At 36.3% G+C, this 13,619-nt stretch carries 14 protein-coding genes; 11 read left to right on the top strand and 3 right to left on the bottom strand.

Going from position 1 to position 13,619, the window contains the following annotated elements; translation table 11 throughout:
* Positions 1-346 precede the first annotated feature (346 nt).
* The gene (ccdA, locus tag AC0NJG_RS11595) at positions 347-1,054 is read left to right on the top strand and encodes a cytochrome c-type biogenesis protein CcdA (RefSeq protein WP_087954585.1); all 708 of its coding nucleotides are present in this window, start codon (positions 347-349) and stop codon (positions 1,052-1,054) included.
* 90 nt (positions 1,055-1,144) lie between these two features.
* The gene (locus tag AC0NJG_RS11600; RefSeq protein WP_001028639.1) at positions 1,145-1,651 is read left to right on the top strand and encodes a CcdC family protein; all 507 of its coding nucleotides are present in this window, start codon (positions 1,145-1,147) and stop codon (positions 1,649-1,651) included.
* A gap of 130 nt (positions 1,652-1,781) precedes the next feature.
* On the opposite strand, the gene AC0NJG_RS11605 is transcribed toward AC0NJG_RS11600, so the two are convergent.
* Positions 1,782-2,213 carry a DUF2621 domain-containing protein gene (locus AC0NJG_RS11605; RefSeq protein ID WP_000889382.1) on the bottom strand — a complete coding sequence of 144 codons (432 nt, stop codon included), beginning with the start codon at positions 2,211-2,213 and terminating at the stop codon, positions 1,782-1,784.
* Between the two features lie 103 nt (positions 2,214-2,316).
* Positions 2,317-2,613, bottom strand: a complete 297-nt coding sequence (locus AC0NJG_RS11610) for a hypothetical protein (protein WP_000262403.1) — start codon at positions 2,611-2,613, stop codon at positions 2,317-2,319.
* Positions 2,614-2,858: 245 nt separating this feature from the next.
* On the opposite strand from AC0NJG_RS11610, the gene AC0NJG_RS11615 reads away from it, so the two are divergent.
* On the top strand, positions 2,859-3,446 hold the full coding sequence (locus AC0NJG_RS11615) for an AAA family ATPase (RefSeq protein WP_140168777.1): 588 nt from the start codon (positions 2,859-2,861) through the stop codon (positions 3,444-3,446).
* Positions 3,443-4,015, top strand: a complete 573-nt coding sequence (locus AC0NJG_RS11620) for a DJ-1/PfpI family protein (RefSeq protein ID WP_087997358.1) — start codon at positions 3,443-3,445, stop codon at positions 4,013-4,015. The genes AC0NJG_RS11615 and AC0NJG_RS11620 overlap by 4 nt, the downstream gene beginning before the upstream one ends.
* 13 nt (positions 4,016-4,028) lie before the next feature.
* Here the strand turns inward: AC0NJG_RS11620 and AC0NJG_RS11625 are convergent, their stop codons facing one another.
* Positions 4,029-4,976: a class I SAM-dependent methyltransferase gene (locus AC0NJG_RS11625; protein ID WP_140168778.1), complete on the bottom strand. Its 948-nt coding sequence runs from the start codon at positions 4,974-4,976 to the stop codon at positions 4,029-4,031.
* A gap of 194 nt (positions 4,977-5,170) precedes the next feature.
* Here AC0NJG_RS11625 and hutP point away from each other — a divergent pair, with 194 nt between their 5' ends.
* From hutP to AC0NJG_RS11660, 7 genes are all read left to right on the top strand, one after another.
* Positions 5,171-5,611 (top strand): hut operon transcriptional regulator HutP, encoded by a 441-nt coding sequence (gene hutP / locus AC0NJG_RS11630; protein WP_000926516.1) that lies wholly within the window; start codon positions 5,171-5,173, stop codon positions 5,609-5,611.
* 104 nt (positions 5,612-5,715) lie between these two features.
* The gene (hutH, locus tag AC0NJG_RS11635) at positions 5,716-7,233 is read left to right on the top strand and encodes a histidine ammonia-lyase (protein WP_474063077.1); all 1,518 of its coding nucleotides are present in this window, start codon (positions 5,716-5,718) and stop codon (positions 7,231-7,233) included.
* 23 nt (positions 7,234-7,256) lie between these two features.
* Positions 7,257-8,915 (top strand): urocanate hydratase, encoded by a 1,659-nt coding sequence (hutU, locus tag AC0NJG_RS11640; protein ID WP_474063078.1) that lies wholly within the window; start codon positions 7,257-7,259, stop codon positions 8,913-8,915.
* Positions 8,916-8,927: 12 nt separating this feature from the next.
* Complete coding sequence (gene hutI / locus AC0NJG_RS11645; protein WP_474063079.1) at positions 8,928-10,199, top strand: imidazolonepropionase; 1,272 nt, start codon at positions 8,928-8,930, stop codon at positions 10,197-10,199.
* On the top strand, positions 10,178-11,149 hold the full coding sequence (hutG, locus tag AC0NJG_RS11650) for a formimidoylglutamase (RefSeq protein ID WP_474063080.1): 972 nt from the start codon (positions 10,178-10,180) through the stop codon (positions 11,147-11,149). The genes hutI and hutG overlap by 22 nt, the downstream gene beginning before the upstream one ends.
* Positions 11,150-11,410: 261 nt before the next feature.
* Complete coding sequence (locus tag AC0NJG_RS11655; protein ID WP_172796753.1) at positions 11,411-11,872, top strand: CarD family transcriptional regulator; 462 nt, start codon at positions 11,411-11,413, stop codon at positions 11,870-11,872.
* A 591-nt stretch (positions 11,873-12,463) separates the two neighbouring features.
* Positions 12,464-13,591: an alkene reductase gene (locus tag AC0NJG_RS11660; RefSeq protein WP_087954594.1), complete on the top strand. Its 1,128-nt coding sequence runs from the start codon at positions 12,464-12,466 to the stop codon at positions 13,589-13,591.
* The last annotated feature ends 28 nt before the right edge of the window (positions 13,592-13,619 follow it).

A 13,619-nucleotide genomic window follows, 5' to 3' on the forward strand; every position in this document is an offset into this window, starting at 1 on the left:
TGCATAATCTTGAAATTAGTAATAATAGAAGTATTGTAAAATCAGGTTTGTACTGTATAAAGACAGCATTTGAAAAAAATATTTTTTAATCAATACGTATATAGACGTACGAATAACATGCTAATCATTTGAGAAACTATATTACCTTTGTTATGTTAATAACATTAGAGAGGTTTTGTAGTTTAATTGAGATTTTTCTATACAATAGAAGGGAATGAAAACGTTTTTTTAGAAAAAGTGTGAAAGGATAGTTTTTCTTATTATCACGTTGGAAAAGTGATTTCACGAATTGTTCATAGTATTTTTATATGTTTTTGCTACAATATGTAAGGAGAGGAGTGGAATAATGCAAGATATTAGTATTTTTTTAGCGTTTGGCGCTGGGTTTTTATCATTTATTTCCCCATGTTGCTTACCGCTTTATCCGGCATTTTTATCGTACATAACAGGTATGTCGGTTTCTGAGTTGAAAGAAGAAAATGCAATGCTTCGCAAAAGAAGTATGATACATACAGCGTTTTTCTTACTTGGATTTTCAATTATATTTATTGCAATTGGATTTGGTACAAGCTTTATCGGGGGCATTTTTACGAATTATAAAGATTTAATTAGACAGTTAGGTGGTATATTTATCATCGTGTTCGGTTTAATTATTATCGGTGTATTTAAGCCGAAGTTTTTAATGCAAGACCGTAAATTTACATTTAAGAATCGTCCGAGTGGTTATTTTGGATCCGTATTAATTGGATTGGCGTTTGCCGCAGGATGGACTCCTTGTACTGGACCTATTTTAGTATCGGTAATTGGATTAGCAGCAACGAACCCAGAGTCTGCAATGATTTATATGATTGCATACATACTTGGATTCGCTATCCCGTTTTTCGTACTATCATTCTTTATTACGAAAATGTCTTGGATTAAAAGAAATAGTATGAAGTTCATGAAAATTGGGGGATACGTTATGATTATCATGGGTGTCTTCTTATACTTTAACTGGATGACAAAGATTATTGTATATTTCTCAAGTTTATTTGGTGGTTTTACTGGTTTTTAGTATTATTCTGTGAAAATGTTGGAAATACTAACGGAAAAGCATATAATGAAAGTATATTTTGCATATAGCCACAAAAAAGGATGAGAAAATATGAACATAGTTGTTTTATCCAGTATCGTTGCTGTTTGTATGGCCGTTGGTGCGATGTTTATCCGCTTGAAAGCAGCTAAGAAACCTGCAACATTGAAAAAAATTATACTTCCACCATTTTTTATGAGTACGGGAGCATTGATGTATGTTTTTCCTGAATTTCGATTAACTCCAGCAGAAATGTTAGAAGCAATTGGAGTCGGTTTGTTTTTCTCTATCTTTCTTATTAAAACATCTAAATTTGAAATTAGAGGACAAGAGATTTATTTGAAGCGTTCCAAAGCATTTGTTTTTATATTAATTGGATTACTTGTCGTGCGGATTGTATTTAAAACATACTTAAGCCAATCTCTTGATTTAGGACAACTTAGTGGTATGTTCTTCTTACTGGCATTTGCGATGATTGTGTCATGGAGAATTGCGATGTACCGTTCCTTTACGAAATTACAGAAGGAAATGGAAAAAGAAGATGGTTTTTATAATGAAAAAGATATGAAATTAACGTGAAGTATATATCTGTACAGAAAAAACAGCGTCAAAGACGCTGTTTTTTTATTGATATTATTAATAATTTTTTGTTCCAATCGCAACGTATAAATTGTTTAGTCTTGCGGTTAAAGTGTTTGAAAAATGAAGATTATTTTGCTAATAAAGTTTTATAATTTGAATAATCAATCTCTTTTTCTTGTAGTTTTTTTACTAAAAATTTATGATCACGTTTCGGTGTAGCGATAATATACCCTTTAATAATTAAATCTTGTGTAATTTGAGAGGCTTTTTCTTGTAATGCAAGCTCTCCGATTTTGCCAGCAATTTTAGATTTAGCAACATCGCGAAATAGTTCTGGAACAGGACTTACGAGCTCTTCTAACAATTGTTTTTGTTCGTCATCCCATAAATGTCTCGTTTTATTAATATAGTGCTCTTCCCAATCTAAAATGGACATACCATCTTCTTTTGGTAATCGTTTTAAAAATTTTCTGAACATAAAATATCCACCGATTGACATAAGTCCTAATAAAATAACAGTCCATAGCACAATAAACCAACTGAACCATCCTTCGAGCAAGTGTATCCCCCCTTAATGATTGCGGTTTTCTTTTATTCATATTATAAACAGTGGGATTCATAGAAAGCAAGAACGCTTGGTCATTTTGACCAAGCGTTATCATTTAAACAAAGTATAGTTGTTCCACACATAAATTATTATTATCATCTTCTACATATTCAATGATTAATGTGCCAACTTTACGATCTTTATCTTCAGTTGTGAAAATAGAGTAAGAAGTAAAACGTGCTGTTGATAGGCCGCTTATATGTGTAGGTAAAGAAATGTAGTCGTTATCGCGGAAGAATTCCATCAGTTCAATATCCTCAAATTCTTTTCGGTCAACTTGTTTGTTTGTATAGCGGCGTTGAAGTTGTTTTAAAGACTCGTTCCAAGAAATTGCTTTTGTGTCGTATACCATTGTTCTATCTCCTTACTGTATGTAATCATTAAGAACATACGTTCTAATCTAGTATACTCTTTTTATTAGAAAAGGGAAAGCAAAAAATAATGTAAGCTTGGATTTCCAAGCTTACATTATTGATGCGTCCGTCATAATCTCTATTTTTTATTATAAGTTACATAAGAATAAGAAACAAGATGATATATATTTTGTTGATTGTTTTAAAAATTCAGTATATTATAGTTTTACTAAAGTGCAAGGGAATGAGAGGAATGGCATATGTAATTTCACTCCAAGGACCGATGGCAAGCGGAAAAACGACATTGGCTAAAAGGCTAGAGCGACAAGGGCTTTCAGTTATATATGAAAATCCTTATCCAATTGTAAAAAAGCGAAAAGTATTAAATTTGGATATGAATTCAAAAGAAGGGTTTATTCTAAATCAAAAAATGTTTATGGAAGCAAAAATAAAGGAATTTCAAAATGTAAAAGATGCAGTTGTGATTTTTGATCGCGGGCCAGAAGACATTGAGTTTTTTACACTCTTTTATCCAACGATTATAGGAGAAGAGTGGGATATAGAAACCGAATTAAAAGATGAATTATATAAATTAAGAGAATGCCGTTCGGATGCGATTTTTTATTTAGATGTGACGGAAAAAAATGTATATGATAGAAAAAATAATGATAGAGCTAGAAAACGAAGTACATTTGAGGAGCAATTTAAATTAGTAGAAACTGAAAAAGATTGGTATAAACAATTTCCTGTAACTTATGTGGACACGAATAGATTAACAGCGGAAGAGTTAGAGGTATATTTTATGGATTGGTTAAAGGAGAGAGGGATATGAAAAAAATACTTTTATTTGTATATCCAACATTTGCTGAGTTTGAAATTACTGTAGCAACGGCATTGTTGAAAAACAAATATGAAATCATTACAGCGAGTTTAAAGAAAGAATTGATTATAAGTGAAACAGGTTTGCAAGTGCAACCGCATATAGAATTAAGTGAAGTACGTGTAGAAGAATATGAGGGGATTATTATTCCAGGCGGAGATGCGATACATGTGAAGGATGCAGACGGACTCTTTTCAGTTATCCGTCAATTTCACGAACAAGAAAAATTAATAGCTGCTATTTGTGCTGGACCGTATGCGCTAGCAAAAGCAGGCTTATTCAAAGAAATCTCGTATACGGTGACTATGGATTATCAAAAATTAGATTGTTTTCCAGTAGAAAATTTTGTGTATGAAGAAGTTGTGCAACACTCAAATATTATTACAGCACAGGGGCATGCATTTGTACCATTCGGAATAGCGATTGCCTCTTATTTTGGAGTAGCGAATGAACATAATACAAATTTTTATGGTGGTAAGGGCAATGTGATGATGGAGAAGCTTTTGCCAGAAAACGTGTGAAAGCTAGCGAATGCTAGCTTTTTTCTTTTTGACATCGATAAATGGCTAACGTTTTCGGATCGCGCCATATACCGTTATGAAGTGACAATTCATTTTCTATTTCTGCGTTTAGCCATTCTTTCATTTCGGCGTGAAGGTATGTATTATCAGGTATATTTAGCGACGGAAACATGCTAGAAATATAGTTTACAATCGGAGTAGCCTGACGAAAAATAAGAGCATTATGAATAACTGTTTCTTCAACAGTTGGAAAAACAGATTGTAATATCTCTTTACCGTTTTCTAAACAAAATGGAGTGACTGATGATGTTGTTTTCGGTAAATCAAATGCGTCTAACATGCGGTTACACATTTCAACTATACGAGGTAGTGTAACGTTAGAATTTGTTGTAGCTAAAAGTGAGCCACCGGGACGAATTACTTTATGGAATCCTTGAAGTGTTTTTTCGACATTTTTCATGTGATATAACATATGTCTTGCGATAATCCAGTCGTAGCCATTAGCTTCGAAAGGAAGTTTACCAGCGTCACCTTGTCTCCATTCAATTATGCTATTCTTTATTACAGCTTCAGAAAGCATCGTTTTCGATTGATCAAAACCGGTTAGTTGTCCTTTATGACCGTTAGTTTGTAAAAGGGAAAGGAAATTTCCATTAGCGCACCCAACCTCTAATATTTTTTCGTCTCCTTGAAGTTGTAAATGTTCCATGACGACTTTATCTAAATTCACTTGTTTTTCTTCATAATGTTTATGCGTATCAATACGTGTTTGTAAATGGTTACTTACGTTGTATTGGCGTTTTACATCATTCATTTTTTCACACTCCACCTTCGTGCAAAATTGCTGAATCGCATGTGTTAATACGTCGGTTTTCTTTAAGTCTTCGTAATGGAGTGCAGCTTCAAACCTTTCAAGTAATTTTTCTTCAATTCGAAAATGAATATCTTTTCGCTTTGTCATTGAAAATTCGCTCCTTTGCATCTGTTAGTGAGACTATAGCATGCCTGAAAAAATTGTGTAAATTATTTGTGTACACAAATGGAGGGGATGAAAAAATTATTTGAATGTGAGTTTAAACTATTGACGATTTAACCGTTTTCATATATTCTTAAATTAAGAAATATTCAAATAATTAAAAGAAATGAGAGAGTCACATGCTTCTTCAAGGAACACATCGAATTGGTCGTATGGCCATGCTGTTGGCACTTGCGGATGAGAATGAAAGCCCTGTATTATCTATCCCAAAAGGTTGGAAGTATTGTACGGGGAAAGTGGGTTCGATGAATTCGCAAAAGGTTGTCGCAGCAATGGAAACAGCGGCTAAGAGCAACCAAGTTATTGAAACAGACGTTTACAGAGAAACACATGCACTTTATCACGCAATTATGGAAGCTTTGTACGGAGTGACGAGAGGTCAAATTCAGTTAGCAGACGTTCTTCGTACAGTAGGACTTCGCTTTGCGATTGTGCGCGGTACACCATACGACGGAAAAAAAGAAGGCGAATGGGTTGCTGTTGCATTATATGGAACGATTGGTGCACCTGTAAAAGGATCTGAGCATGAGGCGATTGGTTTAGGAATTAATCACATATGATTTGCCCATAGTCTATTAGTTAGAAGGGGGCCTTACTTTTTTTAGGACAGAAGTCTGTCTTAAAAAGATAAGGCCCCCTTTTGCCTTTTTAAGGAGGAAAAAGAATGATTACATTAACAGGACATACATTGACAATTGAAGAAATGAAGAGGTTGTTACATGAAGGGGAAGGTGTAACAGCTTGTTCAACTAGTATGCAAAAGGTGGCAGAGTGCCGAGAAGTAGTTGAGAAAATTGTAGAGGACGGAAAAGTCGTTTACGGTATTACAACTGGATTTGGAAAGTTCAGTGACGTGCTAATTCAAAAAGATGATGTAAAGTCACTTCAGCACAATTTAATTCAGTCACATGCATGTGGGATAGGCGAGCCATTCCCTGAAGAAGTATCACGCGGTATGTTAATTTTACGAGCGAACACGATGCTTAAAGGAGTATCTGGTGTTAGACCGCTCGTTGTAAATATGCTTCTTGAGTTTGTAAATCGTAAAATTCACCCAGTCGTTCCGCAACAAGGTTCACTTGGTGCGAGTGGTGATTTAGCGCCTTTATCTCATCTTGCGCTCGTATTATTAGGCGAAGGTGAAGTGTTCTATAAGGGGAAACGCGTTCATGCAATGGTTGCTCTTACAGAAGAAGGGCTTGAGCCAATTGAACTTGAAGCGAAAGAAGGTCTGGCGTTAATTAATGGTACGCAGGCGATGACAGCGCAAGGAGTTCTTTCTTATATAGAAGCAGAAGCAACGGCGTATCAAGCTGAACTAATTGCTTCGATGACAATTGAAGGGTTACAAGGCATTATTGATGCATTTGATGAAAATGTTCATAAAGCACGTGGTTATAAAGAGCAAGTGGATGTAGCAAGCAGAATTCGTGACATTCTTCATGATAGTAAGTTAACAACAAAACAAGGAGAACTACGTGTACAGGATGCCTATTCACTTCGTTGTATCCCGCAAGTACACGGTGCTTCTTGGCAAGTTTTAAATTATGTGAAAGAAAAATTAGAAATTGAAATGAATGCAGCAACAGATAATCCGTTAATTTTTGATGGCGGAGAAAAAGTAATTTCAGGTGGTAACTTCCATGGTCAACCGATTGCGTTTGCGATGGACTTCTTAAAAGTAGGAATGGCGGAACTTGCAAATATTTCGGAGCGCCGTATTGAACGTTTAGTAAATCCGCAATTAAATGATTTACCACCATTTTTAAGTCCAGAACCAGGATTACAGTCAGGTGCAATGATTATGCAATATGCTGCAGCGTCACTAGTTTCTGAAAATAAAACGTTAGCACATCCGGCGAGTGTAGATTCAATTCCGTCTTCTGCTAACCAAGAAGATCATGTAAGTATGGGAACAATTGCTTCACGCCATGCGCATCAAATTATTCAAAATGCAAGACGTGTTCTTTCAATTGAGATGATTTGTGCAATGCAAGCAGCAGAATATCGCGGTATTGAAAATATGAGTACAGTGACGAAGAGCTTCTATCATCAAGGTCGTCAACAAGTACCTTCTATTACTAATGACCGCATATTCTCAACGGATATTGAAAATATTGCGTATTGGTTAAAAACGAATTATTCAATAAAAGAAAGATTAGATGTAAACGCAGCACTATAAAATGAGAAAAGGGAGAGATTGAAATGGAAAAAGTACAACAAACAATTCGCGCGCCAAGAGGTACTGAGTTACAAACGAAAGGGTGGGTGCAAGAAGCTGCACTTCGTATGTTAATGAACAATTTAGATCCTGAAGTTGCTGAAAAACCAGAAGAATTAGTTGTATATGGCGGGATTGGCCGTGCAGCTCGTAACTGGGAAAGCTATCAGGCGATTGTAGATTCATTAAAAACGTTAGAAAGCGATGAAACGTTACTTGTTCAATCAGGAAAACCAGTTGCTATTTTTAAATCACATGAAGATGCACCGCGCGTTCTGTTAGCGAACTCAAACTTAGTACCAAAATGGGCAAACTGGAATCACTTCCGTGAACTAGAGAAGAAAGGTCTTATGATGTATGGACAAATGACAGCAGGTAGCTGGATTTACATCGGAACACAAGGTATTTTACAAGGAACATATGAAACGTTTGGTGAAGCGGCACGTCAACATTTCGGTGGTTCATTAAAAGGGACATTAACACTTACTGCGGGTTTAGGTGGTATGGGTGGTGCACAACCTCTTGCTGTAACGATGAACGGCGGTGTTGTTATTGCTATTGATGTTGATAAGCGCAGCATCGATCGTCGTATTGAAAAGAGATACTGTGATATGTATACAGAATCATTAGAAGAAGCATTAACGGTTGCGGACGAGTATAAAGAGAAGAAAGAACCAATTTCAATTGGTTTATTAGGAAATGCGGCAGAAATTTTACCAGAGTTAGTGAAGCGTAATATTACGCCAGATTTAGTTACGGATCAAACATCTGCTCATGATCCATTAAATGGCTATATTCCAGTAGGTTACACGTTAGAAGAAGCAGCAAAACTTCGTGAAGAAAATCCAGAACGTTATGTACAATTATCAAAAGAAAGCATGACAAAACATGTGGAAGCAATGCTTGCTATGCAAGCAAAAGGCGCAATTACATTTGATTATGGAAATAACATTCGCCAAGTTGCTTTCGATGAAGGTTTGAAAAATGCATTCGATTTCCCAGGATTCGTTCCAGCATTTATCCGTCCATTATTCTGCGAAGGAAAAGGACCATTCCGCTGGGTAGCACTTTCTGGTGATCCAGAAGATATTTATAAAACAGACGAAGTAATTTTACGTGAATTCGCGGATAATGAGCATTTATGTAATTGGATTCGTATGGCTCGTCAGCAAGTTGAATTCCAAGGTCTTCCATCACGTATTTGCTGGCTTGGTTACGGTGAGCGTGCGAAATTTGGCCGCATAATTAATGAAATGGTTGCAAATGGTGAATTATCAGCACCAATCGTTATCGGTCGTGACCATTTAGATTGCGGATCAGTAGCATCTCCAAACCGTGAAACAGAAGCGATGAAAGACGGTAGTGATGCAGTAGCAGACTGGCCAATTTTAAATGCATTAATTAACAGTGTAAACGGTGCAAGCTGGGTATCTGTTCACCACGGTGGTGGCGTTGGTATGGGTTATTCACTTCACGCTGGAATGGTTATCGTTGCAGATGGAACAGAAGCAGCGGCAAAACGTATTGAGCGCGTATTAACTTCTGACCCTGGTATGGGTGTTGTTCGTCACGTTGATGCAGGGTATGACTTAGCAGTGGAAACTGCGAAAGAAAAAGGCGTTAACATTCCAATGATGAAATAAGGAGGAGAAAACATGCTGGACACTTTACTAATAAATATCGGTCAATTACTAACAATGGATCAAGAAGATGGCTTGTTAAGACGGGAAGCGATGAACACGCTTCCCGTTATCGAAAACGGTGTGGTTGGAATTGGAAATGGTGTAATCACTTTCGTTGGAACAGTGGAAGAAGCGAAAGGACTTCAGGCGAAAGAAGTTATTGATTGCGACGGGAAAATGGTTTCTCCTGGTCTTGTCGACCCGCATACTCATCTTGTATTTGGTGGGTCTCGTGAAAATGAAATCGCACTAAAATTACAAGGAGTTCCGTACTTAGAAATTTTAGAACAAGGCGGAGGTATTCTTTCAACTGTCAATGCAACGAAACAGGCGTCGAAAGAAGAACTTGTTCAAAAAGCGAAATTCCATTTAGACCGTATGCTATCTTTCGGAGTTACTACTGTAGAAGCGAAGAGCGGTTACGGATTAGATGATGAGACGGAATGGAAACAATTAGAGGCAACTGCACAATTACAAAAAGAGCATCCAGTCGATTTAGTTTCCACATTTTTAGGGGCTCATGCAGTTCCGAAAGAATATAAAGGTAGATCGAAAGAATTTTTACAATGGATGTTAGACCTATTACCAGAAATGAAAGAGAAACAATTAGCGGAGTTCGTTGATATTTTCTGTGAAACAGGTGTGTTCTCAGTAGAAGAATCAAAAGAATTTTTATTAAAAGCGAAAGAGCTTGGCTTTGATGTGAAAATTCATGCAGATGAAATCGACCCTCTTGGTGGTGCGGAAGCAGCGGCAGAAATCGGTGCAGCATCAGCAGACCATTTAGTTGGTGCTTCTGATAAAGGAATTGAAATGCTTGCAAACTCTAATACAGTAGCCACTTTATTACCAGGAACAACTTTCTATTTAAATAAAGAAAGCTTTGCACGCGGCCGAAAAATGATTGATGAAGGTGTTGCAGTTGCGTTAGCTACAGACTTTAACCCAGGCAGCTGTCCAACGGAAAATATTCAGCTTATTATGAGCATCGCAATGCTCAAGCTGAAAATGACACCAGAAGAAGTTTGGAACGCCGTAACAGTTAACTCTTCTTACGCAATTAATCGTGGTGATGTAGCTGGGAAAATTAGAATAGGTCGCAAGGCAGATTTAGTGTTATGGGATGCTTATAACTATGCTTACGTACCGTACCATTACGGCGTAAGTCATGTAAATACAGTATGGAAGAATGGTAATATCGCATATACAAGAGGTGAACAATCGTGGAGCACGGCCACTATTTAAAGAGAAATGCCAAGTTTATCGATCGTGAAGTGACAAAATGGAGTGAAATGATTAAAGATTGGGAGGAAGGCATGGAAATATTCGGTGCGGCCTTAATTGGAGCACCCCTTTCTAAACCGTCTATTAGTCATTCAGGAGCAAGTTTTGCTCCAAAAACAATTCGTGCGATGTTAGATGCATATAGCACGTACGCAATTACAGAAGAACACGATATGAAAGAAAGTGTCTTATATGATTGCGGTGATATTACGATGCATGTGACGGATATAAAAGAAAGTCATAACCGAATTGCAAAAACAGTAAGTCATGTAACGAAAGTAAATCCGAACATGATACCAATCGTTCTTGGCGGGGATCACTCGATTAGTTTTCCGAGTATAACAGGATTTGCAAACAGTAAAGGGAAAATCGGTATTATTCAATTTGATGCCCATCATGATTTGCGTAATTTAGAAGATGGTGGTCCGTCAAATGGTACACCGTTCCGTAGTTTACTAGAAAATGGTGTTATTACAGGAAAACAACTCGTTCAAATCGGTATTCGTAATTTTTCAAATGCACGAGCGTACCATGAATATGCAAAAGAACATGGCGTGACAGTGTATACAATGAAAGATGTACGAGAGCGAGAAATAAAAGATATTATGACGGAAAGTATTGAAGTATTAAGAAAGCAAGGCGTGACTTCTATTTACATTTCTCTTGATATGGATGTACTAGATCAAGCATTTGCGCCAGGGTGTCCAGCGATTGGTCCTGGCGGAATGGACAGTACGACTTTACTTGATGCAATTGAAATTCTTGGCAAAGAGCCGCTTGTTCAAGGGGTGGATATTGTAGAAATTGATCCAACCCTTGATTTCAGAGATATGACGAGTCGAGTAGCTGCACAAGTGATTATGAGTTTTCTTTTGGCGAGAGAGACAGTTAGTAAGCAGGTTAGTATATAGACGGAAAAGTAGATTTTTATTTATGCCATATCAAAAACACATTACTACTCAAATGTAGTGATGTGTTTTTATGTTAAAAGAGAATGAATGTGTGTGGAACTGTTAATAAAATTGCGGTTTTTTACAGTGTATTGTGTGAATTTAAATTCTTGCTTCTGAAGTGTTGACGTGTAAAATAATTTTATGATAAAATAAAAATTTTGCTAAAAAACTAAAAGTGTGTTAAGCTTGAGAAGGTTACCATATATGGAGGTGGATTATTTGTTTCAAATTGGCGATAACATTGTTTATCCAATGCAAGGAGCAGGTATAATTAAAGCCATAGAAGAGAAGGAAATTGCAGGGGAAAAACAACAGTATTATGTTATAAAAATGTCGGCTAGTAATATGGAAATAATGATTCCTGAAGGGAAAATATTGAATTCAAATATACGACCAGTTACAGATATCACGGCATTAATACACATAATAGATATTTTTCAGCATGGAGAATCAGATAGATTACTTACGTGGAAACAAAGGTACAAAGTGAACACTGATAAAATAAAAACAGGTAAAATGCAAGAAGGTGCTGAGGTTGTGCGTGATTTAATGCGTATACAGAAAGAAAAGGCACTTAATGCAAGCGAAAAGAAAATGTTAGATAACGCACATGAATTTTTGATTAGTGAACTGGGATTAATTGAAGGTATCACAGAAAATCAAATAAAAAGCTTTTGTTAAGATTCATTACAAATAATGTATTGCATCCCAAAAAAGATCTTGAATTTTTTGGGAACGTAATTATAGAGAATCAATCATTTCAAAGACATTCAACTCTTTCAAACCACTTTTAGAGCATTAACCTCTTTTGTTATTACTACAATCAAATCCATTTTTATTTTTTAATTCTTTTACGAATGTTAGAAGTTTAATTAAATAGTTCGATAAAATAGTTACTTGATTTTTGCAATCCTGATTCACACTGGCACGGACAAGGAGCCGTAAGGATGAAAGAGAGGTAGGGCTTTCATTGTTTTAGGTTTATAAGTTATTATTTTTAGAAGAATATTGAACCATTCCCGTTTCTATTGATAAGAGATTTTTTATATGTGAAGAGATTATAATTTTTTATATAAGAGAGATAAACAAATTGACAGCCATATATGGTCAACAAAAAAAGGTTTCCTAGTTAAGGAAACCTTTTTTTGTTGATTCATAATATTTTATTTTTAAATATTCGAATGTTTTGTAGTTGAAGCGTATAAATTGACGTTACTATCTAAAAGTAAGTATGATGCGATTGTAGTAAGAATTTTTTTAGGGGGAAGAAACATGACAAGTTCGAACAAGAAAGCGGCAAGTATTTATGAAGGAACAAATGTAAACAATTGGGGATATTTTGAAAATACGGAAGAAACAAAGTTGTTTGATCCAATTCAAGTTGGAGCTTGGTCTCTTCGTAATCGTATAGCGATGGCGCCGATGACAAGATGCTTTGCAGATAATGAAACTGGAGTAGTTGGTGCTGATGTAGCGGAATACTATGGAAAACGTGCTGCTGACGGAGTTGGGTTAATTATTACAGAAGGAATTGTCATTAGTCCGAGAGCGAAAGGGAATCCAGGAGTACCAGGGATTTATACACAAGAACAAATCAATTCTTGGAAACCTGTTACAGAGGCAGTACATAAAGAAGGCGGGACGATTATTGCTCAAATATGGCATGTTGGACGTATGAGTCATCACGAAATAATTGGTGGGCAAATGCCGCAAGCGCCTTCTGCAATCGCTGCAGAAGGGAATGTTCCACGTTTTCGTAAACCATTTGATACACCAGAAGCAATGACGTTAGAAGAAATACAAGAAGTTATCAGTCAATACGCGCAGGCTGCGAAAAACGCGATCGAAGCTGGGTTTGATGGGGTAGAAATTCATGGTGCACACGGATATTTAATTGATCAATTTACTTATGAGTTTGCTAATAAGCGTACTGATAAATATGGCGGTGACTTAAAGCAAAGGTTAACGTTTATGAAAGAAGTAACTGAGGCTGTAATAGAAGCAGTTGGAGCTGATAAAACACTTCTTCGTTTCTCTGCTTTTAAAGGGGATAATCCTACTTATATGTGGGAAAACCCTGAGCTGGCAATTGAAACATTCGTAAATATGTTTAAAGAAGTTGGATTAACGATGATTCACCCTTCAACGATGAATTATACGCAAGTGATTGCTGACGGAAAGAATTTTCATCAATTAGTAAGAAAATATTGGGATGGTACGATTGTTGGGGTTGGTAATTTGAATCCGAAAGAGGCAGAAGAAGCACTACAAGAAGGAACAATTGACGTAGCTGCATTCGGAAGACCGTTAATTGCTAATCCAGATTTTGTTCATCGAATTAAACATGCTGAAAGTTTAGTTGAATATGACGCGAAAGAGCATCTTGCTACATTAATTTGAATAAAGATAAAAGGAGAACACATAGAGT

The sequence above is a fragment of the Bacillus sp. SSR7 genome, assembly GCF_055902415.1.

Bases quoted from the DNA above. Each gene is read 5' to 3' on its own strand.
- ccdA (WP_087954585.1), top strand. From the start codon at position 347: ATGCAAGATATTAGTATTTTTTTAGCGTTTGGCGCTGGGTTTTTATCA.
- AC0NJG_RS11600 (WP_001028639.1), top strand. From the start codon at position 1,145: ATGAACATAGTTGTTTTATCCAGTATCGTTGCTGTTTGTATGGCCGTT.
- AC0NJG_RS11610 (WP_000262403.1), bottom strand. From the start codon at position 2,613: ATGGTATACGACACAAAAGCAATTTCTTGGAACGAGTCTTTAAAACAA.
- AC0NJG_RS11615 (WP_140168777.1), top strand. From the start codon at position 2,859: ATGAGAGGAATGGCATATGTAATTTCACTCCAAGGACCGATGGCAAGC.
- AC0NJG_RS11620 (WP_087997358.1), top strand. From the start codon at position 3,443: ATGAAAAAAATACTTTTATTTGTATATCCAACATTTGCTGAGTTTGAA.
- AC0NJG_RS11625 (WP_140168778.1), bottom strand. From the start codon at position 4,976: ATGACAAAGCGAAAAGATATTCATTTTCGAATTGAAGAAAAATTACTT.
- hutP (WP_000926516.1), top strand. From the start codon at position 5,171: ATGCTTCTTCAAGGAACACATCGAATTGGTCGTATGGCCATGCTGTTG.
- hutH (WP_474063077.1), top strand. From the start codon at position 5,716: ATGATTACATTAACAGGACATACATTGACAATTGAAGAAATGAAGAGG.
- hutU (WP_474063078.1), top strand. From the start codon at position 7,257: ATGGAAAAAGTACAACAAACAATTCGCGCGCCAAGAGGTACTGAGTTA.
- hutI (WP_474063079.1), top strand. From the start codon at position 8,928: ATGCTGGACACTTTACTAATAAATATCGGTCAATTACTAACAATGGAT.
- AC0NJG_RS11660 (WP_087954594.1), top strand. From the start codon at position 12,464: ATGACAAGTTCGAACAAGAAAGCGGCAAGTATTTATGAAGGAACAAAT.